The sequence below is a fragment of the Flavobacterium sp. 22659 genome, assembly GCF_052044235.1.
In the GTDB taxonomy this organism is placed as follows: Bacteria; Bacteroidota; Bacteroidia; order Flavobacteriales; family Flavobacteriaceae; genus Flavobacterium; species Flavobacterium johnsoniae.
This window is the reverse complement of sequence record NZ_JBQEMU010000005.1, coordinates 254,129-278,521: the sequence shown is the minus strand read 5'-3', so window position 1 is coordinate 278,521 and position 24,393 is coordinate 254,129. Positions and strand designations below refer to the sequence as shown.

The window sequence follows — 24,393 nt, the reverse complement described above, 5'->3', positions numbered from 1 at the left end:
GTTGATTTTATTTTTCTTGTCATTACTGTTTACAATCATATTTGATTGTACTAAACAGGACTTCATGGCTATCTATGCCAAAGCAATAGTATTGCCCGCTATTTTTATTTATTTTTTAATCAGTAATGAATTTAAAATAAAAAAAACAGAAGGTTTAATATTCCTGTTTTGTTTTGTTGGGCAGGTTTTTGATTTGATGGATGTTGAGGTTTCAGAGATTGGCGGTGTAATAAGCTTTCTTGTAGTATATTCATTAATCCTGCTCCTTTTTATCAGAGAACACGAAAGAATAAAACTCGTAAAAAAAGACATACTGCCAATTTCGATAGTAGTCGTATTTATTGTCTATCTGCTTATTTCTGTACTCAGTATGAAATTTGATAATATGCAGAAATTCAATATAATTTATGTATTGTACGGAATTGTGTTAAGCTTAATAAGCTATTTTTCATTTGTAAGCTATATTACCAAAGGGACATTTATTACCTTATTAATGTCCCTAATGGCAGTAAGTTATATATTTTCGGATATATTTTACATCTTCAATGAATACTTTTCCTATTCAGTTGTGCTGGTTTTAATTCGCGATGTAACACAAATTCTCGCCTACTATTTTATGGTAGAATATTTTCTCGAAAAAACTAAAATGAAGCGAAGATCCTTATACAACAATTGATCTCGCCTGGTTGCTGTGCGCTTTATCTTTGTCAAAATAAAAATCGATACGGCCTAGATTAATTCCGTAACAACCAACCTGATTAACCAGTACCTCTTGTCCTGCTTTGTTTTTTACAATTGTAGGTTTGTCAAGAAAAGTATGCGTGTGGCCGCCAATAATCAAATCAATATCCTGTGTAAGTTCAGCAAATTTTAAATCTGAAATCTTATTTTCGTCATCTTTATATTTATATCCAAGGTGCGAAAGGCAGATAACCAAATCACATTTTTCTTCTTTCTTTAATAATTTCGTCATATCCTGAGCAATTTCAACAGGATCATTATAAACAGTTTCCTTGTATAATTGTTTGTCAACTAAACCCTGAAGTTCAATTCCTACACCAAAAACACCAACCTTAATTCCGTTTTTATTAAAGATTTTATACGGTTTAACAAGGCCGTTCATAACCGTATTTTTAAAATCGTAATTAGAATTTATAAATTCAAAAGTCGCATGAGGCATTTGAGCATACAAACCATCAAGACCATTATCAAAATCATGATTTCCAATTGTCGAAGCATCATATTTCATCATACTCATCAGTTTGAACTCAAGTTCACCGCCGTAATAATTAAAATACGGAGTTCCCTGAAAAATATCTCCAGCATCTAATAAAAGCACATTTGGATTTTCCTGACGAATAGTTTCAATAAGTGCAGCACGACGAGAAACACCGCCTTTGTTTGGATTACGAGGATCATCAGCCGGAAAAGGATCAATATGACTGTGAACATCATTAGTATGAAGAACAGTTAAGTGTTTAATATCGTTAGTTTCAAAACTGCTCAAAGACAATCCCAAGCTTAATAAGGCAGTACTTGCAGCTGTTTTTTCGATAAATTCTCTTCTTTTCATCTTGTATATTTTTTGCGTAACGCTTTTTGTTTTTTCTTAATTTGATTTGTTTATTCTTCTGTAATTCTAATATCTTTTGATACCGGGATTGTCTTAACTTGTTTAAAATAATCAATCAGCACATTTCGAAGTTTATAATTCAAATCAAATTTCTGTGTGTTTTTTGCGAAAAAACTCATATTGTCACCACCATTTGCTAAATAATCATTCGTAGCAACATAATATGTTTTGTTTACATCAAAAGGTTTGCCTTGTATCAAAATATTTTTAACAGTTTTATCTTTTGCAATAGTAAAAGTCATACCAGATAAAGGCTGTGCTTTTTGTGTTTTAATAAAATAAGAAGTTATTTCAAGAACTTGCTCTCCTTTTAATGCCAGTACAACTAAATTGTTTTCAAACGGCATAATTTCAAAAGCACTTCTGCTGGTAACATTTCCTTTTGGAAGACCGGCTCTAATACCCCCAAAATTTAAAAGGCAGAAGTCAATGGTTTTATTTTCTCTGGATTTAAAAATAATATCACCGCGCTGTACACAAGCATCAGCAAGCATATTGCCAATAGTAGTCTGCCATTTCCCGGAGTTTTTATCCAAATTTTCAGGGCAGTAGGCAAGAACGCTGTCCAGATCTTTATTAATATGATCACGATAAGGCTTAATAAATTTTTCAATTTCAGGAGTTTCGGTGCCTTTTTCTGTAACCGGAATCTGTTTTCCTTCTATTTTTGTTAAATTATAATTCTTGTTGCTGCAAGAGATTATTGAAAATAGTGTTAAGAATATAACAAAAAGTTTTAAAAATCGGTTATACTTTTTTAGTTTTACCATCTTAAATGCGGCTTAAATAATTAATTTTGTAATTTGTAAAAGTACTATGTTTTTAAATTATATAAAGGAATTTTTTGTAAAAAAATCATTAAAAAATAACTTGAATATTGTCAAAAACGAAGTCTTTACCAGCAATATTCAAACGGTTGGTTTACTAGTAGATGAAACACAATTTCGTTATTCAAAAGAGCTGATAAAAGAACTGGTATTGAATGGAATTGCTGAAGAAAATATAAAAATTGTCGCGTACAGACGTAAGTTCAAAAAGAAAAAAATATATTCGAAACCCACTTTTGGCAGAAAACATATAGACTGGAGAGGGCAGGTAACCGAAGCGTTTTTAAGTGAATTTATAGATACAGAATTTGATCTTTTGATTAGTTATTATGAAGTTGAAACACCTATTTTGATGATGCTCACAAGCAAATCAAAAGCAAAATTTAAAGTAGGATTTTCATCAGTCGATAAAAAACTAAACCGATGGATGATAGAAACGACAACAGCAGAGTATAAACTTTTCATTTCAGAATTGTTTAGATATTTAAAAAGTTTAAAATAAAATTATAAATCAAAATATGCAATCATTAATAGGAACGGGTGTTGCGCTTGTAACTCCATTTAAAAAAGACTTTTCAGTAGATATCGAAGCATTGCAGCGCGTTGTTAATTTTTCGATTGATGGAGGAGTTGAGTATCTTGTTGTTATGGGAACAACTGCAGAAAATGCAACCCTTACAGCAGAAGAGAAAGAGTTGGTTATTAACACCGTAATTGATGTTAATAAAGGAAGACTGCCTTTAGTTCTTGGAGTTGGAGGTAATAATACCATGCAGATTGTAGAGGAATTAAAAACAAGAGATTTTTCTGCTTTTGAAGCTATACTTTCAGTTTCACCATACTATAATAAACCTACACAAGAAGGAATCTATCAGCATTTTAAAGCTATCGCCGAGGCATCTCCGGTTCCTGTAATCTTATATAATGTTCCGGGAAGAACTGCCAGCAATATGCTGCCTTCAACCGTAATTCGTTTAGCTAATGATTTTGATAATGTTGTAGCTATAAAAGAAGCAGCAGGAGATATGGCTCAGGCTTTAAAAATTATTAAAGATGCGCCAAAAGATTTTCTTGTAATTTCTGGAGACGATATGATCGCTCTGCCTATCGTTTTAGCCGGTGGTGCAGGAGTAATTTCTGTAATTGGACAAGGTTATCCTAAAGAATTTTCAGAAATGATTCGTTTAGGATTGAATAAAAAAGCAGTTGAAGCTTTTAAAACGCAATATTTTTTATCAGACTGTATCGACATGATTTTCGAGCAGGGAAATCCAGCCGGAATCAAACAAGTGTTTCAGGCACTTGGTATTACAGAGAACACAGTTCGTCTTCCATTAGTTTCTGTAGATGAATCTTTAGCAGAAAGAATAAATGACTTTGTAAAAAACAGCATTAAATAATTGTTAAAGTGTTAGTATTTTAATATACTAAAAAATTATTTTGCAGTCGCTAAATTAATACCTAAATTTGCCACCGAAACTTCGGTGTGGTTTTGCTTTGGCATAATGTCTAAAGAAATCATAATAAAAGTAAAAAAATGAAAAAAATAGTATCTCTATTAATTGTTGCTGCCCTTTTTTGTTCTTGTAGTGAGTATCAAAAAGCTCTAAAAAATGAAGATGTCGCAGCAAAATTCGAAGTAGCGACAAAAATGTATGATGCTGGTAAATACAATAAGGCGATCCGCCTTTTTGAACAACTGGCACCTACTTATAGAGGTAAGCCTCAGGCGGAAAAGCTTTTTTATATGTTTTCTCAGTCTTATTACAAGACAAAACAATATTATTTAGCAGGTTATCAGTTTGAAAGTTTTGTTTCTGGATATCCGCGAAGCGAAAAAGTACAGGAAGCAGCATTTTTAGGAGCTTACAGCTACTCTAAATTAGCACCTGTTTACAGTTTAGATCAGGCTGATACTGTAAAAGCCTTAGATAAATTACAGGCTTTTATTGATAATTACCCAAACTCAGAATATTTAGCTCAGGCAAATGAGTCTGTTAAGATTTTGAACGGAAAATTAGAGAAAAAAGCATACGAGAATGCTAAAGGATATAACACAATTTCAGATTACAAATCAGCTTTAGTTGCATTTGATAATTTTATTGCTGATTTTCCCGGAACACCTCTAAAAGAAGACGCTTTATTTTATAAATATGATTCAGCATACCAATTAGCCATAAACAGTGTACCATCAAAAATGGAAGAGCGTTTACATGTAGCGCAGACAGCTTATGCTAATTTGATGAAATATAAAAGCGATACTAAGTACAAAGAAAAGGCAGATCAAATGAATGCCAGAGTTGAAACAGATTTACAAAAATTTACTAAATAAATAAAGTCATGGATTTAAAAAAGACGAATGCTCCTGTTAACACAATAACTTACAATAAAACAGTTATTGAAGAGCCAACAGGAAATGTGTATGAGGCAATTACCATTATGGCTAAAAGAGCAAACCAGATTAATTCTGAAATTAAAAAAGAATTAACTGAGAAATTAGAAGAGTTTGCTACTTATAATGACAGTCTTGAAGAAGTTTTTGAAAATAAAGAGCAGATTGAAGTTTCTAAATTTTACGAAAAATTACCAAAACCTCACGCTTTAGCAGTTCAGGAATGGTTAGACGGTAAAACTTACCACAGAAACTCAAACAAATAATATATAGTAATAATGTCAGTTTTAAACGGTAAAAAGATTTTACTGGGAGTTTCTGGTGGAATTGCAGCGTATAAAACAGCCTCATTAGTACGACTTTTTATAAAAGCAGGTGCACATGTCCAAGTGATAATGACACCTGCTTCTAAGGATTTTGTAACCCCGCTTACATTATCTACCCTGTCAAAAAATCCAGTACATTCCAATTTCTTTAATCAGGATGATGAAGATGCTGTATGGAATAATCACGTCGAATTAGGTCTTTGGGCCGATTTGATGCTCATAGCGCCTGCAACAGCAAATACATTATCTAAAATGGCGACAGGCAACAGTGATAATCTTTTAATTGCTGCATACTTATCAGCAAAATGTCCAGTTTATTTTGCTCCGGCAATGGATCTGGATATGTACAAACATCCCTCTACAATTTCTAGTTTTAATACCCTGAAACAGTTTGGTAATATTATGATTCCGGCTGAAAGCGGTGAACTGGCCAGCGGTTTATCAGGAGAAGGCCGTATGGCAGAACCAGAAAATATTATTGCTTTTTTAGAAGCTGATTTAGAGAGTAAATTGCCTTTAAAAGGAAAAAAAATACTAATTACTGCAGGTCCGACATACGAAGCGATAGACCCCGTACGTTTTATAGGAAATCATTCTTCAGGAAAAATGGGATTTGATATCGCTAATGAAGCGGCTAATCTTGGAGCAGATGTTGTTTTGGTTTCAGGACCAACACATTACAAAGCTAAGAATGCATCAATTAAAGTTGTAAATGTAATTTCTGCGCAAGATATGTATGAAGCTTGTCATGAATATTTTAATGACGTTGATGCAGCAATCGCCGCCGCCGCAGTTGCAGATTACAGGCCGAAAGAAGTCGCTTTGCAGAAAATTAAAAAAAATGCAGCCGAATTTTCTATTGAGCTGGAAAAGACAAAAGATATTTTATCTTCATTAGGAGCGATCAAAAAAAATCAATTTTTAGTTGGTTTTGCTTTAGAAACTGAAAATGAAATTGAAAATGCTAAGTTGAAAATTCAGAAAAAAAACTTAGATTTGATAGTTCTAAATTCTTTGCAGGATGAAGGCGCAGGTTTTAAAAAAGAAACCAATAAAGTTACTTTTATTGATAAAGATTTTAAAATTGAGCCAATGGAGTTAAAGGCAAAAGAATTTGTAGCTCAAGATATTTTGAATAAAGTAATTTTACATTTTTCAAAATTGTAATGTTTAAAATGTAGTCTAAAAGCAAAAAATAGGAACACTATTTATGCTATTAAAAATAATATTTTATTTGTATGAACAGGATACTTACTTTCTTAGTTTTTTTGACTTTTGGCTTAACTCAGGCACAGCAGCTAAATTGTACTGTTACTGTAAACACAGAAAGACTTCCTAATGCAAATCAGCAGGTGTTTAAAACCCTGCAGACTTCTTTATCTGAGTTTGTTAATAAAACGGACTGGACGGGAACTGTATTGAAGCAAAACGAAAGAATTAACTGTTCAATGTATATTACATTGTCGTCTTACAGCTCAGATCAATTTTCGGGAACAATACAAATACAATCCTCACGATTAATTTTTAATTCGACATATTCATCTCCGGTTTTTAATTTTAACGATAAAGATTTTAATTTTAAATATACAGAGTACGAACCTTTATTGTTTAATCCTTCTGTTTACGAATCAAATTTAGTATCTGTAATTTCATTTTACAGCTATGTAATTTTAGGAATGGATGTTGATACTTTTCAATCAGGAGCAGGAAATCAATACTTTGAAACCGCTCAAAACATTGCAAACGTAGCGCAGCAGGGAGGTTTTAAAGGATGGACTCAAACTGATGGACTTCAGAATCGTTATTATTTAATAAACGATATGCTTTCTCCAATGTTTGCAGATTTGCGTCAAACAAGTTTCTTATACCATACAGGTTTAGATACCATGAGCGATGATTTAAAAGGAGCAAAAGAAAAAATAAAATCTTCTGTGGTGCTTATTGGTAAATTAAATTCAGTTAGACCAAATGCCTTTTTGACAAGAGTATTTTTTGATGCCAAATCAGATGAAATAGTTTCTATATTTTCAGGAGGCCCAAGTATTCCGGTTACAGATCTTACCGATGTTTTAAATAGAGTTTCTCCATTAAATTCAACCAAATGGTCTCAAATTAAGTTTTAAAAACTTAATTTTTTTTACTTTCTTCGTATCACTTTTATTTTATATTTTTTCCTCTATGATTACTTCACTGTCAATTAAAAATTATGCGCTGATTGAAAAACTTTCTATCGATTTTTCAAAAGGATTTTCTATAATTACAGGTGAAACAGGAGCGGGGAAATCTATTATTTTAGGTGCAATCGGGCTTGTTTTAGGAAAAAGAGCCGATCTGACTTCGTTAAAAAATAAAGAAGAAAAATGCGTTATCGAAGCGCAGTTTGAAATCTCAAAATACAATTTAAAAGAGTTTTTTGAAGCAAATGACCTCGATTATGAAGACGAAACCATAATCAGACGTGAAATTCTGCCTTCAGGAAAATCTCGTGCCTTTATAAACGACAGCCCTGTTAATCTTCAGGAGCTGCAGGATTTAAGCTTGTTTTTAATCGATATTCATTCGCAGCAGCAAACACAGGAATTATCAGACGAAACAGTTCAGTTTAAGATAATTGATGCTATTGCAAATAATAACGATATCATCTTGTCTTATCAGGATTTATTAAAAAGCTATAAATCAGAAAAATCAAAACTGAATGCTTTGTTGAAAAAACAAAGTGATTCAGGGAAAGAGCAGGAGTACAATACATTTTTATTAAATGAATTGGTTTCGGCTAAATTAAAATCTGGAGAACAGGCAGAATTAGAAGCTGATTTTGAAAAACTAAATAATGTCGAAATCATTAAAGAATCAATTGATAAATCGCTTGTAATTGCAAACGAAGAGCAGTTTGGAGTATTTCATAATTTAAATGAAATTAAAACGGCTTTGCAAAAGATTGCGCCATTTTCTACTGAATATCAAAGTTTATTTGATAGAATAACCAGTATATCAATAGAATTTGATGATGTTTCAAAAGAACTGCAAAATGCTTCAGAAAAGCTGCTAAACGATCCAGAGCAATTGCAATTAGTAAGTCAAAAACTGCAGTTGATTTTCAATTTACAGAAAAAACACCACGCTGGATCTGTAGAAGAACTGCTTCAAATTCAGGCAGATTTAGGAAACACACTTCTTGAATTAGATAATATCGAGGAAGAAATTGAAACATTATCAAAAGCAATCGAAGAAAAAGCGAGTGAATTAGATGCTTTTGCGGCTAAAATTCATCAAAATAGAATAAATGCCATTCCGGTTTTATCAAATCAGTTAATTTCGATTTTAGAAACCTTAGGAATGCCAAACGTTCGTTTTAATATCGAACTTATACCATCTGAAACCTATTTCCAAAATGGAAAAGATGAATTACAATTCTTGTTTTCGGCTAATAAAGGAACTGATTTTGGTCTGCTGAAAAAAGTAGCATCAGGAGGAGAGATGTCTCGTATTATGCTGGCTGTAAAAGCGATTTTAGCTCAATATTCAAAACTGCCTACTTTAATTTTTGATGAAATTGATACAGGAGTTTCTGGAGAAATTGCCATAAGAATGGGAGAGATTATGAAAGAGATGAGTGCTAAAATGCAGATTTTTGCCATCACACACTTACCGCAAATTGCAGCAAAAGGCGATTCGCATTTCAAAGTTTCAAAAGCAACCATAGATGATGATACACAGTCAGAATTGAAGCTGTTGTCTCAGGATGAAAGAGTTATAGAAATTGCTCAAATGTTATCCGGAGCAGTCGTTTCTGATTCGGCTTTAAATCACGCTAAAGCCTTGTTGAACTAAAGAAATACTTTATATTTGTCATCGAAAAATAAGTAAACAAACGGTAATAAGCCCTCATTTATCTAATAAATAGCTTATTAACGAATAAATAAAACAAGTATGATCATAGAACCTAGAATGAGAGGATTTATTTGTTTGACAGCCCACCCAGCGGGATGCGAACAAAATGTTAAAAATCAAATTGAATATATCAAATCAAAAGGTGCGATTGCAGGAGCAAAAAAAGTATTAGTTATTGGTGCTTCTACTGGTTTCGGATTAGCTTCAAGAATTACAAGTGCTTTCGGGTCAGATGCTGCTACAATTGGAGTGTTTTTTGAAAAACCGCCGGTTGAAGGAAAAACAGCTTCACCAGGTTGGTATAATTCTGCTGCATTTGAAAAAGAAGCTCATAAAGCAGGTTTATATGCAAAAAGTATCAATGGAGATGCTTTTTCAAACGAAATTAAAAGAGAGACTTTAGATTTAATCAAAGCTGATTTAGGTCAGGTAGATTTAGTTATTTACAGTTTAGCTTCTCCGGTACGTACAAATCCTAATACAGGAGTTACGCATCGTTCAGTTCTAAAACCAATTGGACAGACTTTTACAAATAAAACAGTTGATTTCCATACAGGAAACGTATCTGAGGTTTCTATTGCTCCGGCAAACGAAGAAGATATTGAAAATACAGTGGCTGTAATGGGCGGTGAAGACTGGGCAATGTGGATTGATGCTTTAAAAAATGAAAATTTATTAGCAGAAGGCGCAACAACAATCGCTTATTCATACATTGGGCCAGAATTAACTGAAGCGGTTTATCGTAAAGGTACAATTGGCCGTGCAAAAGATCACTTAGAAGCTACGGCTTTTACAATTACAGATGCTTTAAAATCTCTTGGAGGAAAAGCCTATGTTTCTGTAAATAAAGCTTTGGTTACACAGGCAAGTTCTGCGATTCCGGTTATTCCGTTATACATTTCTCTTTTATACAAAATCATGAAAGAAGAAGGTATTCATGAAGGATGTATCGAGCAGATTCAGCGTTTATTCCAGGACAGATTATACAATGGTTCTGAAGTTCCTGTTGATGAAAAAGGAAGAATTAGAATTGACGACTGGGAAATGCGCGAAGATGTTCAGGCAAAAGTTGCTGCGCTTTGGAAAGAAGCTACTACAGAAACACTTCCATCTATTGGAGACTTAGCAGGTTACAGAAACGATTTCTTGAATTTATTCGGATTTGAATTCGCTGGAGTAGACTACAAAGCAGATACTAATGAAGTAGTTAATATCGAAAGTATCAAATAAAAAATACATATAAAACAAGAAGAAACCATCAACCAAAAGTTGGTGGTTTTTTTATGAATATAACTTATCTTTGTTAAAATTTTATAAAGTTTAAAACAGACCACTTAAAACCGCATTCCCGCTATGATTTTTTCTTTAATTATACCAGTGTATAATCGTCCAGATGAAGTTGATGAACTTTTAGAGAGCCTTACAAAATCTGATTACAACGAACCTTTTGAAATCGTTCTTGTTGAAGATGGTTCTTCTATTCCTTGTAAAGATGTAGTGATGACGTATCAAGGGAAATTGAATATTTCGTATTACTTTAAACCAAATTCAGGTCCGGGTGATTCAAGAAATTTTGGAATGCAGAAAGCTAGAGGTGATTATTTTATCATTTTTGATTCAGATTGTATTATTCCTCCAAATTATTTAACTGAAGTCCGTAAAGCTTTAGATGAAAAATATGTTGATTGTTTTGGGGGTCCTGATAAAGCTCTTAAAAGCTTTTCAAACATTCAAAAAGCAATCAATTTTGCTATGACCTCATTCTTGACAACAGGTGGAATTCGAGGCGGTTCTGAGAAGATAAATAAATTTCAGCCCCGAAGCTTTAATATGGGAATTTCTAAAAAAGCTTTTGAAGCGTCAAAAGGTTTTGGAAACATACATCCAGGTGAAGATCCGGATTTATCTATCCGTTTATGGAACTTAGGATTCGAAACAAGGCTGTTTTCTGAGGCTTTTGTGTATCATAAACGCAGAATTGACTGGGAAAAATTCTCTATTCAGGTTAAGAAATTTGGTATTGCAAGGCCTATTTTAAACAGCTGGTATCCAGAACATAATAAACTCACTTTTTTCTTTCCTACGGTTTTTATTCTGGGGTTATTATTAGCTTTTTTATTGTTAATTTTCAATATTGATATTTTATTACAATTATATTTTGTATATTTCGTTATAATTTTTCTTACAGCGAGTGTTCAGAATAAAAGTATCAAAATTGGATATTTATCAGTAATTGCTGTCTGGAAACAATTTTATGGTTACGGAACAGGATTTTTGGAATCTTTTGTAAAAGTCATTTTATTAAAGAAAAAACCACAAGAAGCTTTTCCACGTATGTTTTTTAAAATATAATATGACAAAAATAATTGGCCTGACTGGTGGAATAGGAAGCGGTAAAACAACAATTGCCAGTTTTTTTAAAGAAGAAGGTGTTCCTGTTTATATTGCTGATGATGAAGCTAAAAAGGTAATGCAGTCATCAGAAATTATAAATCAAATAAAAACTTCTTTTGGAGAGTCGCTCTTTGATAATAATGTTTTAAACCGGTCAAAATTAGCCGAAATAGTATTTAACAATAAAGAAGAATTAGAAAAGTTAAATGCAATTGTTCATCCTGCTGTAAAAAAAGATTTTCAATCCTGGCTTTTACAAAATAAAGGAATGGATTTTGTGGTGTATGAAGCAGCTATTTTGTTTGAAAGCGGCAAGTATAAAGAATTTGATTATATAGTTACCGTTACAGCACCTGAAGACGTAAGAATTGAAAGAGTAATGAAACGCGACAATTCTACAAGAGAACAGGTTTTAAGCAGAATGAAAATGCAGTGGAATGACGAAAAACGAATTTCTTTAAGCAATTTTGTAATTAATAACAGTAATCTTAAAATTGCGCGAGAAGAAGTTGGTCAAATTCTTAAAATTTTGAAAATAAAACAAAAACAGTCTTAAATGTTAATATTTGGTTAATGTATTATTTAGTATATTGTTAAAATATTAATTTTGTTTCGATGAATAAATTATTTTTTAGAATACTTGTTTTATTGATGAGTTTGTCCTTAATAGGGATAATTCTGGTACAGGTATTTTGGTTCAATTCTTCATTTAAAAATAATGAAGAGCAGTTTAAATACCACGTTACACAAGTAATTGGAAATGTTGCAGATAAACTTGAGCAGCAAGAAGAATACAGTTTTTACGACAAATACAACCGTATAAAAGACAGTACCGGTAAAATTCCACAAAAGGAAGACTTACTTGAAGTATTGTATGTACAAAGAAACACAAAAACAAATAAAACAATTGTTTATTCTAATACTCTAAGCTCTGAAGATTACGATATAGACGGATCTCTTTTTAATAAAAAATTCAGCAGCGAAAGATTTAAAAATTTCAGCTCTAAAAGAGTAACAGAAGTTTATAATAATAACAACGGAATTGATAATAATAGTTTAGGTCAAAGTATTATTCCGGATCTTAAAATTGAAAAATCCGGAAGTTTAGATATTTTAAATAAAGTTCAGCAGCAGATTCAGTATAAAGACATTGCTTCATTAACCCCCATTGAAGGTCGAATTACAAAAGATAAACTGCATAAACTATTAAAAAAGGAATTAGAAGAATACGGTGTTAAAACCAAATTCGAATACGGAATTTACAGCAGCGGTGTTCCAACCAAAATTAAATCGGATGGATTTCACTATGACAAAGAAGCAACATATAATATTCCGATATATACTGATAACGAAGGAAACAGCCGATATGAATTATCAGTTACCTTCCCAAATAAAAAGAAATTTTTATTATCTGAGTTATTAAGTATTACTATTTTATCGATAGTATTTACATTAATTATAATAGTTGCTTACACAAGTGCATTAAATCAATTACTGCGTCAAAAACATATTTCTGAAATCAAAACCGATTTTATTAATAATATGACGCACGAGTTTAAAACACCAATTGCAACGATTAACTTAGCGTTAGATGCTATTAGGAGCCCTAAAGTAATTGAAGATAAAGAAAAGGTCTATCGATATCTTCAAATGATAAGGGATGAAAATAAAAGAATGCATGCCCAGGTTGAAAATGTACTCCGTATTTCTAAATTAGAAAAAAGAGAACTTGATATTACAAAAGAACCAACTGTAGTAACTGATATTATTGACGATGCAATCGAGCATGTAAATCTAATATTAGAAGACAGAGAAGGTACGGTTGTAAAACACTATAATGCTGCAAGAACAACGTGTTTGATTAATGAAGTGCATTTTACAAACGTATTAGTTAATATTTTAGAGAATGCTATAAAGTATTCGCCGGGAACTCCCGAAATTGAAATATTTACAGAAAATGTAAAAGATATGATCCTGATAAAAGTAAGAGATCATGGATTAGGAATGAGTAAGATAGCTCAAAAACGAGTATTTGAGAAATTTTATAGAGAACATACAGGAGACCTTCATAATGTAAAAGGACACGGTTTAGGTCTTGCTTATGTAAAAAGAATTGTCGAGGATCACAATGGACAAGTATATGTTGAAAGCGAAAAAGGAAAAGGTAGCACCTTTATAATAAAAATACCATTAATAAATTAAAATATGGAAAATACTAACAAAAGAATACTTTTAGTAGAAGATGACCTAAATTTTGGGGCGGTTCTTAAAGATTATCTAATGTTAAATGACTTTGAAGTTACTTTAGCTAAAAACGGTATGGAAGGTTTCGAGAAATTCAAGAAAGATGTGTATGATTTATGTATTCTTGATGTAATGATGCCTTATAAAGATGGTTATACTTTGGCTAAAGAAATTAGAGAAAAAAATAGTGAAGTGCCTATTATATTTTTAACAGCAAAATCTATGAAAGAAGATGTGTTAAAAGGATACAAAGCAGGTGCTGATGATTATTTAAATAAACCTTTTGACTCAGAGGTTTTATTAATGAAAATTAAAGCAATCATTCAAAGAAAATCTGCTGATACAAAAGCAGAACAAGTACAATTTGAATTTAACATTGGTAAATTTCACTTAAATTCAAAATTAAGATTCTTGACTTTCCAGGATGAAGAGCCAATAAAATTATCTCCAAAAGAAAATGAATTGCTTAAAATGCTTATTCTTCATGAAAATGATTTAATGCCAAGAGAATTAGCTTTAACCAAAATTTGGAGAGATGACAACTACTTTACTTCAAGAAGTATGGACGTTTACATCGCTAAACTTAGAAAATATCTAAAATCTGACGAAGATGTTGAAATCTTAAACATTCATGGAGAAGGTTTCAGATTAGTTGTAAAGAGCAAAGTTTCTGAATAATTAATTCACCTAAAAAATATAAGCCCTGAGAAATCAGGGCTTTTTTTTATGCCTAAAAAGTAAAAAGAAATTCAGCATAATCTTGTTTCGACTAAAAAGTATACACCCTGAGAAAACAAATTAAATTTGAATTTTTCATTTCAATTTTAATTAGGAGCAATTTCCTGCTATCCGCTTGTATCTTTTTCTTGCTAAAGAAGCAAGAAAAAGGATACCGCTTCTATCAGGGCTAGAGTTTTGGTTTTTAAGTAGATACTGTGTTTTTAATGAGTTGTAAAAAAGCATTAATTTATTTTTTGAAGAATTTTCTTTAAAATAAATTTGGAAAATCAAAAAACAATTCTGAATATTTGCACACGAAAAAAATAATAACCCTTTTAAAAACGAAGAAAATGTTTGTACTTACATCGACATCACAAAGCTTTACACCAAACAGATTTGGTGCAGCTATTCTTCGTGGCTTATTTCAATCTTAGAAATACATTTTTAGATATATAAAAAAGCCCGAAGACATTTAGTTTCGGGCTTTTTTTATTCTAGACACTTCAAATTTTCCCGAAAACCGATTTTATTATTTATCCGAAAGGATAAAATGTTAAGCCTTTATGGCTTGTAATTTAATGAACTGTAATTTTTTTAATGGAAAATTATACGGTAGATGAGTATGCTTTATGTACTCGTTTTAAAAGTAAAAGAAGGAAAGAAAGATTAGCAAAGGAAGATTTTGAAAAACATTTAATTCAGTTAAGAAAACGGGAAAAAGAACTTTGGAAAAAAAGAAAAGACTTACCATTGATTCCGCTAGAAAATCCTTATCAAAAAGGATGGCAGCGCAGTTTTGTACTGAGAGAAGATGTAGCAAGATCTAGTGAAGCTGAATTTTACAGAACATTATTGGAAAAAATAAATACATGGCAGTTTTCTTCTGAAAAATCTTTTAAAAGAAAGAAAAAGAGAAAAAGAAGGAACGTATATGTTGAAAAGATTCAAACTGTAAAAGAATTCTCTGAATGGGAATGGAAAAGTCAAAAATTAGAATTGACAGAAAAAGAAAAAGCACATTTTTATAAGCGGGAACGCTGGTGCAGCAATTTCAAGCGATATAAAATTCATTATGTGTTTAATGAGCCTTGGCGTTATGTACTTCGCGTTAGCCCATACATGATAACGCATACAAAAATGGTCGATTCAGATTTGGAAAGTGAAATTCAGCTTCTTGACAATTACATAGTTAATCTTAATTTAAGAAATAAAATAAACAGATTAATACACGGCAGTTCTCTGAAATGGAGTTATTATGAAAAAGAAAACCCAAAAGAGACAAGCCCAATTAAAAATAAAAGTCTAAACACTTTGTATCAGCAATATTTAGACGAAATGATATAAATAATGGGAAATAAACTAACTGGAAAAGACCTGATTAAATTAGGTTTTCCAAAGAACAATTCAATAAATATCGCTTTAGGGCAGATAAACAGATATAGAAAAAGAGAAAAAAAGGAATCTATTCTAACAGAAGCAAAAGATGTTTTGCTAAATCCTGAAAAGTACGAAGGAAATGGAACCTGGGGAAAAGTAGCTGAAGGTTTAATTAAACCCGTTCAGGTAAGAATGCATCAGCTTAATAATACAAGAGCCCCTTTTACCATTTTTGGTGAAAATGAAATTGATCAGCAAGCAAAATTCCAATTGTATGATTCATTGAAACTGCCAGTTTCGGTAGCTGGAGCTTTAATGCCAGATGCACATTCAGGCTATGGACTGCCAATTGGCGGCGTTTTAGCAACAGATAATGCTGTAATTCCATACGGAGTTGGTGTTGATATTGGATGCCGAATGAGCCTTTCAATTTTTGATTTGCCAGCTTCTCATTTTAAAGGAAAAGAACATCAGTTAGAGGCAATTTTAAAAGACAATACAAAATTTGGAATGTATGAAACGCATGTGTCAAGAGTCGATCATGAAGTTTTTCATAAAAGCGAGTTTCAGGACATTCCATTGCTGAAAAATCTTTTACCAAAGGCCTACAAACAATTAGGGACTTCTGGAGGAGGAAACCATTTTGTGGAATTTGGAATTGCTAAAATTGAGAATCCAGAGAACGAATGGAAATTGGAAAAAGGTGAATATTTTGCTGTTCTTTCGCATAGCGGTTCGCGTGGTTTGGGTGCAAACATTGCAAAGCATTACACGTATTTGGCCACAAAACAATGTCCGTTACCAAAAAACGTACAGCATTTGGCTTGGTTAGATTTGAATACGCATGACGGTCAGGAATATTGGCTGGCAATGAATTTAGCCGGAGAATATGCAAAAGCCTGCCATGACGATATTCACAGACGAATTGCCAAAGCAATTGGAAAAAGGGTAGTGGTAACAATTGAAAACCATCACAATTTTGCCTGGAAAGAAATGGTAAATGGTCAGGAATGTATTGTACACAGAAAAGGTGCAACGCCTGCAGGTGAAGGACAATTGGGAATTATTCCCGGTTCTATGACAGCACCAGGTTACATTGTAAAAGGTAAAGGAAATGCTGATAGTTTAAATTCAGCTTCGCATGGTGCGGGACGTTTGTTTTCGCGCGCAAAATGTAAAAGCACTTTTACGCAAAGCGAAATTAAAAAGGTTTTAAAAGCCAATGATGTAACCTTGATTGGCGGCAATATTGATGAAGCGCCAATGGCATACAAAGACATTGAGAAAGTAATGGCGAATCAAACGGATTTAGTTGAAGTTTTGGGAATATTTACACCGAAGATTGTTAGAATGGACCGCTAAAAATTAAAAATTATGGAAAGATTTCAAGATGAAAATAAATGGCTGGGAAGTTTTTATAATGAGATTTTGGTTAAATGTCCAAAATGCGAATCAAAAGCAGTTGTAAAAGAAGAATTAAAGGAAAAATGTGAATGTGGAAGATGTCACAATATGGTTTTTGAATGCAAAAATTGTTTCTATAAAATGAAGGAACCAGTGTATCGATACATTGCTTTTGGAAAAGAATTTTGCAATAATTGCTTTGAAAAATTTGAATATCAATCTCAGCCGCTTAAACAGAAACCTTTAATGTATAAAACGGAATGTCCTCATTGCAATTTTCAGGAGGAATGGAAAACAAAATCGTATAGGGTTAAAGAAGAATCGAAAGTAGATAACGGTTTAGCAAAAGAAATGTGGTATGATTTGCCTCTTTGGTTTCAAAAAGAAGTTAATGGAAATCTTTTCTGGGCTTATAATCTTAATCATATCGATTATCTCGAAAGATACATAAAAGCAGATTTACGAGAAAGAAACAATGATGGGAGTGGTAATGGAACTATGGTTTCGAGACTCCCACAATTTGTAAAAGCAGCCAAAAACAGAGAAAAGCTGCTCAAAATTTTAAAGAAATGGAAAGAATAATTCAGATAACAGCGGGTCGCGGACCTGCAGAATGCACTTGGGTTGTCGCTCAAGTGCTTAAAAAAGTTTTGGAAGAAGCACAAGATCAGAATTTAGATGTGGTTTTACTGCAAAGAGAGAAAGGAGAAGAGAACGGAACAATTGAAACCGCATCAATTTCTGTAAAGGGAAAAAATGCAGATCAATTTGTGAAATCTTGGATAGGAACGATTCAATGGATTGGGCAGAGTCAGTTTAGGAAAATGCATAAACGCAAAAACTGGTTTATTGGGATTTTTGAAATCGAACCGCAAAAAAATGCATCAGTTTCAGAAAACGACATTCAATATCAGGCGATGCGAAGTTCCGGCGCCGGCGGTCAGCATGTAAACAAAGTGAGTTCAGCAATTCGTGCGACACATATTCCAACAGGAATTGCTGTTGTGGCAATGGACAGCCGTTTGCAGCACCAAAACAAAAAACTGGCAACAGAGAGATTATTAAAAAAATTAGAAGACGAGAAACTAGTTCAGCTTAAAAATCACGTAGGAAAGCAATGGGAAAATCAGCTTAATGTAGAGCGTGGAAATCCAATTAGAGTTTTTACCGGAAGTGATTTTAAAAAGAATAAAGTTGAGAAAAGCTACAAAGGAACTCGTCAGAAATTAAAAAACGATTTACGAAATGAAAACAACTGATAAATACCTTTTTCAAGCTTTGGATAATTATCCGTTTTGGCTTGAAGGAACAATAGAATCTTTAGATTATGCTTTTTCTTATGACGATAAAAACACAATGGTTTTGTGTTTGTACGGAAGGATACAGGCAGAACAATTAATGAATTATGAAGAAGCGAAATCGTATTTTCAACAGGCTTTATCGATTAATATTCATGCACTTGAAGTATATCCGTATTATTTAAAAACATTGATCTTAAATGAAGATTACGAAGAAGCACAGAAATTAATAGATTTTGCTTTAAAGGTTAAAGGAATCAATAAATCAGAGATTTACATCAAAAAAGCAATTCTGTTAGAAGTACAGCATAAATTCAAAGATGCCTTAAAAGAAATTAAGCAGGCAAAATTATATTCTATTCTACATGACTATGATTCAGGAATTAGTGAAGTTGAAAAAAGAATTAAAGGTAAAATGGATTTGTTTAAAAAGAAGAAAGAGAAGAAATTTAAGAAAGGTTCTAAAAAGAAATCGAAATGATTTTTATGTAAAGAAAAACGATGCAATTTTGCATCGTTTTTTGTTTGCCACGAATTTCACAAATTGTCACGAATTTTAAATTGAAAATCAGTGTTAATCAATTTAATCCGTTAAATCTGTGGTCTATTTTATTTCCAATGCAGCTCCAAAGCAAAACACGTTTTTTCGTCTTTTGTAATGCTGAATGTAGCTGTTGTATGATCGTCGTCTTCGCTTTCGTGAATTACCACATTATCTTGTAACGAAAGCTCTTTCATGAAATTCATTTCAAAGCTTTTTACTTCTTGTTTTATAATTCTTTTTGGATCGACATGATCCAGACACCATTCTAAGTATTTTACGTTATTGACGTGGTTTACAATATCTAAATCGGATAAATAAACTGTTTTTTCGAATACAGCTTCTTTTTCGTGGTTGATATTTATTTTAGAAAAACCTTCTGTTGTTGCTCTTTTTTCCGGGAACAATTCAAAATGTTCAAAAGGTAATGCCAATGCTTCTGGACGACGTGCTTTGGTGTTAAAAACAGCCCAATAGGTTTCGCTTCCAACAATCTTTTTTCCGTTTATGTACATTTCCAATGCACGAACAGAACGTGAATTTTCTAAACTGTTAATCCATGTTTTTACAGTTACAACATCCTGCCATTTTGGTAATGCTGTAATTTCGACACGCATTCGGCTTAAAACCCATGCCTGATCAAATTCCTGCATATCGGTAAAGCTGATTCCGCCAACTTCAGAATGTGCTGCGGCGGTTAATTGTAAAAGATTGCACAAATCAGTATATTTTAAGTAGCCGTTTGGTGTGCACTGTGTGAAATTAATTTCCCAGTCTTTGCTTAAAACTGATGTAAAATTGGGAGATATTGGCATTGTTAATTTTAGATTTTTAGATTGTTTTTAGAGTATAGAAAAAAGACTTTTGATTTTACTTTAGAAGATTTTCTATGTAATCTATAATCTGTTTTCTATCTGTTGCGTAATCAAACCATTTGGTGTTCTCGTTTCGTTTGAACCACGTTAATTGTCTTTTGGAGAATCTTCTTGTGTTTTTTTTGATTTCTTCTATTGCAAAAGGCAAGGTGAATTCTCCATCAAAATAACTAAATAATTCTCTATAACCGACAGTTTGGAGTGCATTTAACGCTTTGTTGGGATAAAGCGTTTCGGCTTCTTTTAATAATCCTTCATTCATCATGATATCAACACGCTGGTTGATTCGGCTGTAAATTATTTCTCTGCCGGCATCTAAACCAATTAGAATAGGAGTGAAGTTTCGGTTATTTTTCTTTAGGTTTAAAAACGAAGAATATGGTTTTTGAGATCCAATGCAGACTTCTACAAAGCGCATCATTCGCTGTGGATTTTGTAAAGTCTGCGGATTTTCTACAGTTATTTTTTGATAATATTCTGGATCTAGGTTTTTTAATTGTTCTTGAAGATATTCGATTCCAAGTTTTTCATAATTTGTATTTACTTCGGCGCGAACATTTGGATCTATTTCTGGAAATTCATCAAAACCTTTTAGAATGGCATCAACATACAATCCTGAACCGCCAATAAGAATAACAAAATCATTGGTTTGAAATAATTCTTCAATTTTGGCTAAAGCTTCTTTTTCGTAATCGCCAACGGTATAATTTTCGAAAATAGATTTATTTTGAATGAAATGATGCTTGGCAGAATTGAGTTCTTCCTGACTTGGAACTGCGGTTCCAATGGTCATTTCTTTGAAAAACTGACGACTGTCGCAAGAAACAATTTCGCATTTAAAATGCTGTGCCAAAGCAATACTTAAGGCTGTTTTGCCTATAGCTGTTGGTCCGACAATGGTGATTAGGTATTTCATATTTTTTAGCCCAGATGGAAATGGAAACCCCGGACTTATATTTGTTGAATTTTTTTGGTGTAAAAGAGCGACCAGCGGAAGCTCCTTTTGTGCCTTAAAAAATTACAAATATAAGGAGGAGTTGTAATGTACAGCTGGATTAGCTTCTAAAATTAATTATTAGGTAATTCGGTTCCGCATTCGTAGCAATATTTTGCATTGTCGAAATGAACTTGAGACTGGCATTTTCTGCATGTTTTTTTACCGCTTACAGAATTGTTTCTTAAACTGCTTTTGGCAAATTCGGCAGTAACGATTCCTGTTGGGACGGCGATGATTCCGTAACCTAAAATCATTACAAACGCTGCTATAAATTGTCCGAGTGGCGTTTGAGGTGAAATATCTCCGTAACCAACTGTTGTAAGAGTTACGATTGTCCAGTAAATTCCCATTGGAATGCTGGTAAATCCTGATTCTCTGCCTTCAACCAAATACATAACTGTACCAATGATTACGGTGCTGATTAAAACAAAATAAATGAATACCAGGATTTTTTCTTTGCTGGCTTCTATAGCTTCTTTTAATTGCAGGGATTGATGGTTGATTTGCGGAATATGCAAAATTTTGAATAATCGAAGAAAACGTAATGCTCTTACGATTGATAAAATACTTGCGCCAGGGAAAAAGATGGATAAATACATGGGCAAAACAGCCAATAAATCGATGATTCCGTAAAAGCTGAAAACGTATTTAACGGGTTTTTGTATTGAAATAATTCGCAATATATATTCTATTGTAAAAAATACCGTAATTACCCATTCGCATATCAACAATTGCTGGTGATATTTAGAACTGATACCTTGAACGGTATCCAGCATTATCAATAGAACGCTTAGTAAAATTAAACCCAGCAATACTAAATCGAACATTCGGCCTAATATGGTGTTGGTGCCATATAGAACAATTTTGACTTTTTCTCTAAAGATTTCGTATTGTGATTTTGTATTTTTCATATCCTTAAAGATAATGAAGGTTTCGATTTGTTAAAATTGAAGTATTTTTATTGATTTGCTTTTGCGGATATAACTCTGAATGATATTTTTTACATCTCGGTTATGCTGCATTGGAACCAGAATATTTTTTAAGATGTCGATATTCGTAATTTGATAATTAAGATCGTAATAGGCGTAACCTTTGTATATTCCGTTTTCAATTAGAATTGCACTTCGTTCATTTATATTTCTACCTCTGTCTATCAATACCATGCTTTTGTTTTCAAAGCTGTTTTCTGAAATGAATTGCTGTACTCTTAAATTGTAAACTTCTGGCGTAACTTCGCCAATGCAGGCGCCGTCACATTCTTTGATTTTATATTGAAAACACTCTTTTTTGGTTTGATATAAACCTGTAAGTTTTTGGCACAAATGGTATTTTGACGTAAATCTGAAAAGTGCATTTTTTCCTTCTTGTAAGGAAGCAAAAGAGGTAATTTCTTTTTTACGTCCGTCAGCTTTTTCCAGTCTTAAGTTGATATAACCGTTTGAATCTTTTTCGGCATATAAAGCTACAGGAAATACAGATTTTTTCTGTGAGCGATTGTATCGCGGACGATTAACTTTTACTTCCTGGCTTTCTTTTAAAAGCGCGATTAATTCGCTTCCGGTTTCGTCATACGTTATGGTAAAAACTTCTGCCTGGATTCTTTTGCTTTTGGTTGTAATTCCGGTAAAATGCTGATTGACTCTTTTTTTGATATTTTGGCTTTTGCCAATGTAAATTAAAGTGCCGTCTTCTTTATAGATATAGTAAACCCCTGTTTTAGCCGGCATTTGATTTACAATATCCAAGAATTTTGGAGAAATTCCTTTTTCTACTTCCAGCTTTATAAAATCTTTTACGATGGTTTTTTCGACATCTTTTTCTAAAAGCATTTTAAACAGCTTTGTGGTTGCCATAGCATCACCGCTTGCACGGTGTCTGTCGGCCATAGGGATTCCAAGTGCGCGAACTAGTTTTCCTAAGCTGTAAGAAGGCTGTTCTGGAATTAGTTTTTTTGCTAATTCTACTGTGCAAAGCGTTTTGGCTTCGAAATCATAACCCAAACGACGAAATTCGGTTCTAAGGATTCTATAGTCGAAAGAAGCATTATGAGCTACAATAACGCAATCCGTAGTGATTTCTATAATTCGTTTAGCAACTTCGTAGAATTTTGGTGCAGAACGTAACATAGCATTATTAATTCCGGTCAGTTTTACTACGAAAGGCTGAATGGGAATTTCAGGATTGACAAGGCTGATGAATTGATCAACTACTTCATGCCCATCAAATTTGTAGATAGCGATTTCAGTAATTCCCTCTTCATTAAATTGTCCCCCAGTGGTTTCTATGTCTAGTATTGCGTACATATTCAATGTCAATGTCAAAAATCAATGGCAATTACAATATCAAAACTCAATATCAATTTTGAAAATTGTTATTGTAATTGCCATTGTCATTGGTATTGAAAATTATCTTTTGTTTATTATCATTTTTGATGAAATTGCAATTAATTGCTCTACTTCAATCAGAAGTTTGCTTCTTTTGCTGTCATCTCCTTCTTTAATGTAATCTAGAATTTTTAATGAGTTTCTGGATTCTTTCAACTCTTTTACTACTAACGAAACTTTAAAATAAAATCTTTATCTGTGACTGTTCCTTGTGCTTCTCCAAAATTTAAAGATGCACTTCCAGATGATCTAATTAATTGATTTTTATAATATTCGTTTTCAAATAGTCTTTCTAATTGTCTTGTAAAGAAAATACATTCTCCAGCAAAACGAACTAATCGATCTTCAAAATTGAATATTTTTTCCATTTAAAACTTTTCCACTTTTAAAATTGACATTGATTTTTGTAATTTTAATTGATATTGAAAAATTATCTGCCTCCAAAAATGCTGCTTCCAATGCGTACCATTGTGCTTCCGCATTCTATTGCCAATTGATAATCTCCAGACATTCCCATCGATATGGTGTTCAGGCTGCAGTTTTCAGTTTTCAGATTTTTTATCGAATCAAAAATGGATTTTAAATGGGTAAATTCTTTTTTTATCTGGTTTTGATCTTCTGTGAATGTTGCCATTCCCATTAAACCTAAGATACGAATATTTTTTAACTCTTTAAACTCCACAGAAGTTAAAAGTTCATTTAATTCGTTTTCGTCTAGACCAAATTTAGATTCTTCTTCAGCAATATATATTTGAAGAAGACAATCTATTGTTCTGCTGTTTTTTAAAGCTTGTTTATTGATTTCCTGTAATAATTTCAAACTGTCAACACCATGAATCAAAGTTACATACGGAGCCATAAATTTGACCTTATTCGACTGAACATGACCAATCATATGCCATTGAATGTCTTTTGGCATTTGTTCCCATTTCTCAGTCATTTCCTGTATTTTGTTTTCTCCAAAAATACGCTGTCTAGCTTCATAAGCCTGCATCAAATCAGATACTGGTTTTGTTTTTGAAACAGCAACCAGAGTTACATGTTCAGGTAAAGTTGCTTTAATTGTATTTAAATTCGATTGAATCGACAT

At 32.6% G+C, this 24,393-nt stretch carries 26 protein-coding genes; 18 read left to right on the top strand and 8 right to left on the bottom strand.

What is annotated here, in order from left to right:
- Positions 1 to 64: 64 nt before the first annotated feature.
- Positions 65 to 676 carry a lysoplasmalogenase family protein gene (locus tag ACTJIW_RS08090; protein ID WP_083558546.1) on the top strand — a complete coding sequence of 204 codons (612 nt, stop codon included), beginning with the start codon at positions 65 to 67 and terminating at the stop codon, positions 674 to 676.
- On the opposite strand, the gene ACTJIW_RS08085 is transcribed toward ACTJIW_RS08090, so the two are convergent.
- Positions 662 to 1,573 (bottom strand): bifunctional metallophosphatase/5'-nucleotidase, encoded by a 912-nt coding sequence (locus ACTJIW_RS08085; RefSeq protein ID WP_012025456.1) that lies wholly within the window; start codon positions 1,571 to 1,573, stop codon positions 662 to 664. The two genes, ACTJIW_RS08090 and ACTJIW_RS08085, sit on opposite strands and share 15 nt — an antisense overlap.
- Positions 1,574 to 1,623: 50 nt before the next feature.
- On the bottom strand, positions 1,624 to 2,403 hold the full coding sequence (locus ACTJIW_RS08080) for a 5'-nucleotidase C-terminal domain-containing protein (protein ID WP_073409205.1): 780 nt from the start codon (positions 2,401 to 2,403) through the stop codon (positions 1,624 to 1,626).
- Between the two features lie 46 nt (positions 2,404 to 2,449).
- On the opposite strand from ACTJIW_RS08080, the gene ACTJIW_RS08075 reads away from it, so the two are divergent.
- From ACTJIW_RS08075 to ACTJIW_RS07995, 17 genes are all read left to right on the top strand, one after another.
- Positions 2,450 to 2,962 carry a DUF6913 domain-containing protein gene (locus tag ACTJIW_RS08075; RefSeq protein WP_012025454.1) on the top strand — a complete coding sequence of 171 codons (513 nt, stop codon included), beginning with the start codon at positions 2,450 to 2,452 and terminating at the stop codon, positions 2,960 to 2,962.
- Between the two features lie 16 nt (positions 2,963 to 2,978).
- The gene (gene dapA / locus ACTJIW_RS08070) at positions 2,979 to 3,860 is read left to right on the top strand and encodes a 4-hydroxy-tetrahydrodipicolinate synthase (RefSeq protein WP_012025453.1); all 882 of its coding nucleotides are present in this window, start codon (positions 2,979 to 2,981) and stop codon (positions 3,858 to 3,860) included.
- A 137-nt stretch (positions 3,861 to 3,997) separates the two neighbouring features.
- On the top strand, positions 3,998 to 4,792 hold the full coding sequence (locus ACTJIW_RS08065; protein ID WP_012025452.1) for an outer membrane protein assembly factor BamD: 795 nt from the start codon (positions 3,998 to 4,000) through the stop codon (positions 4,790 to 4,792).
- Between the two features lie 8 nt (positions 4,793 to 4,800).
- Positions 4,801 to 5,118 carry a DNA-directed RNA polymerase subunit omega gene (locus ACTJIW_RS08060; RefSeq protein WP_012025451.1) on the top strand — a complete coding sequence of 106 codons (318 nt, stop codon included), beginning with the start codon at positions 4,801 to 4,803 and terminating at the stop codon, positions 5,116 to 5,118.
- Positions 5,119 to 5,130: 12 nt separating this feature from the next.
- Positions 5,131 to 6,345: a bifunctional phosphopantothenoylcysteine decarboxylase/phosphopantothenate--cysteine ligase CoaBC gene (coaBC, locus tag ACTJIW_RS08055; RefSeq protein ID WP_440716017.1), complete on the top strand. Its 1,215-nt coding sequence runs from the start codon at positions 5,131 to 5,133 to the stop codon at positions 6,343 to 6,345.
- A 71-nt stretch (positions 6,346 to 6,416) separates the two neighbouring features.
- A complete protein-coding gene (locus ACTJIW_RS08050; protein WP_440716016.1) occupies positions 6,417 to 7,301 on the top strand; it encodes a DUF4835 family protein in 885 nt (294 codons plus the stop codon).
- Between the two features lie 55 nt (positions 7,302 to 7,356).
- The gene (recN, locus tag ACTJIW_RS08045; RefSeq protein WP_440716015.1) at positions 7,357 to 9,009 is read left to right on the top strand and encodes a DNA repair protein RecN; all 1,653 of its coding nucleotides are present in this window, start codon (positions 7,357 to 7,359) and stop codon (positions 9,007 to 9,009) included.
- A gap of 99 nt (positions 9,010 to 9,108) precedes the next feature.
- Positions 9,109 to 10,299, top strand: a complete 1,191-nt coding sequence (gene fabV / locus ACTJIW_RS08040) for an enoyl-ACP reductase FabV (protein ID WP_433810421.1) — start codon at positions 9,109 to 9,111, stop codon at positions 10,297 to 10,299.
- A gap of 123 nt (positions 10,300 to 10,422) precedes the next feature.
- Entirely contained in the window at positions 10,423 to 11,421 is a 999-nt protein-coding gene (locus tag ACTJIW_RS08035) for a glycosyltransferase (protein WP_012025446.1), read from the top strand.
- Position 11,422: 1 nt separating this feature from the next.
- Entirely contained in the window at positions 11,423 to 12,019 is a 597-nt protein-coding gene (coaE, locus tag ACTJIW_RS08030; protein WP_149207703.1) for a dephospho-CoA kinase, read from the top strand.
- 59 nt (positions 12,020 to 12,078) lie between these two features.
- On the top strand, positions 12,079 to 13,665 hold the full coding sequence (locus ACTJIW_RS08025) for a sensor histidine kinase (protein WP_121361593.1): 1,587 nt from the start codon (positions 12,079 to 12,081) through the stop codon (positions 13,663 to 13,665).
- Between the two features lie 3 nt (positions 13,666 to 13,668).
- The gene (locus tag ACTJIW_RS08020; RefSeq protein WP_012025443.1) at positions 13,669 to 14,385 is read left to right on the top strand and encodes a response regulator transcription factor; all 717 of its coding nucleotides are present in this window, start codon (positions 13,669 to 13,671) and stop codon (positions 14,383 to 14,385) included.
- Between the two features lie 639 nt (positions 14,386 to 15,024).
- Entirely contained in the window at positions 15,025 to 15,771 is a 747-nt protein-coding gene (locus ACTJIW_RS08015) for a hypothetical protein (protein WP_440716014.1), read from the top strand.
- A 3-nt stretch (positions 15,772 to 15,774) separates the two neighbouring features.
- Positions 15,775 to 17,166: an RtcB family protein gene (locus ACTJIW_RS08010; RefSeq protein WP_440716013.1), complete on the top strand. Its 1,392-nt coding sequence runs from the start codon at positions 15,775 to 15,777 to the stop codon at positions 17,164 to 17,166.
- A gap of 12 nt (positions 17,167 to 17,178) precedes the next feature.
- The gene (locus tag ACTJIW_RS08005; RefSeq protein ID WP_440716012.1) at positions 17,179 to 17,790 is read left to right on the top strand and encodes a hypothetical protein; all 612 of its coding nucleotides are present in this window, start codon (positions 17,179 to 17,181) and stop codon (positions 17,788 to 17,790) included.
- Positions 17,778 to 18,467, top strand: a complete 690-nt coding sequence (gene prfH / locus ACTJIW_RS08000) for a peptide chain release factor H (protein ID WP_440716011.1) — start codon at positions 17,778 to 17,780, stop codon at positions 18,465 to 18,467. The genes ACTJIW_RS08005 and prfH overlap by 13 nt, the downstream gene beginning before the upstream one ends.
- On the top strand, positions 18,454 to 18,987 hold the full coding sequence (locus ACTJIW_RS07995; RefSeq protein WP_440716010.1) for a hypothetical protein: 534 nt from the start codon (positions 18,454 to 18,456) through the stop codon (positions 18,985 to 18,987). The genes prfH and ACTJIW_RS07995 overlap by 14 nt, the downstream gene beginning before the upstream one ends.
- A gap of 128 nt (positions 18,988 to 19,115) precedes the next feature.
- On the opposite strand, the gene ACTJIW_RS07990 is transcribed toward ACTJIW_RS07995, so the two are convergent.
- The 6 genes from ACTJIW_RS07990 to ACTJIW_RS07965 all read right to left on the bottom strand — a co-directional run bounded on the left by ACTJIW_RS07990 (position 19,116) and on the right by ACTJIW_RS07965 (position 24,393).
- The gene (locus tag ACTJIW_RS07990) at positions 19,116 to 19,862 is read right to left on the bottom strand and encodes an acyl-[acyl-carrier-protein] thioesterase (RefSeq protein WP_440716009.1); all 747 of its coding nucleotides are present in this window, start codon (positions 19,860 to 19,862) and stop codon (positions 19,116 to 19,118) included.
- A gap of 55 nt (positions 19,863 to 19,917) precedes the next feature.
- Complete coding sequence (gene miaA / locus ACTJIW_RS07985; protein ID WP_440716008.1) at positions 19,918 to 20,838, bottom strand: tRNA (adenosine(37)-N6)-dimethylallyltransferase MiaA; 921 nt, start codon at positions 20,836 to 20,838, stop codon at positions 19,918 to 19,920.
- 152 nt (positions 20,839 to 20,990) lie between these two features.
- The gene (locus tag ACTJIW_RS07980) at positions 20,991 to 21,830 is read right to left on the bottom strand and encodes an ion transporter (RefSeq protein WP_121361586.1); all 840 of its coding nucleotides are present in this window, start codon (positions 21,828 to 21,830) and stop codon (positions 20,991 to 20,993) included.
- Between the two features lie 30 nt (positions 21,831 to 21,860).
- Positions 21,861 to 23,222, bottom strand: coding sequence for an exonuclease domain-containing protein (locus tag ACTJIW_RS07975; RefSeq protein ID WP_440716007.1), 1,362 nt, complete (start codon positions 23,220 to 23,222; stop codon positions 21,861 to 21,863).
- Between the two features lie 248 nt (positions 23,223 to 23,470).
- Positions 23,471 to 23,671, bottom strand: coding sequence for a four helix bundle protein (locus ACTJIW_RS07970; protein WP_440716006.1), 201 nt, complete (start codon positions 23,669 to 23,671; stop codon positions 23,471 to 23,473).
- Positions 23,672 to 23,733: 62 nt separating this feature from the next.
- Positions 23,734 to 24,393, bottom strand: a complete 660-nt coding sequence (locus ACTJIW_RS07965; protein ID WP_440716005.1) for a YggS family pyridoxal phosphate-dependent enzyme — start codon at positions 24,391 to 24,393, stop codon at positions 23,734 to 23,736.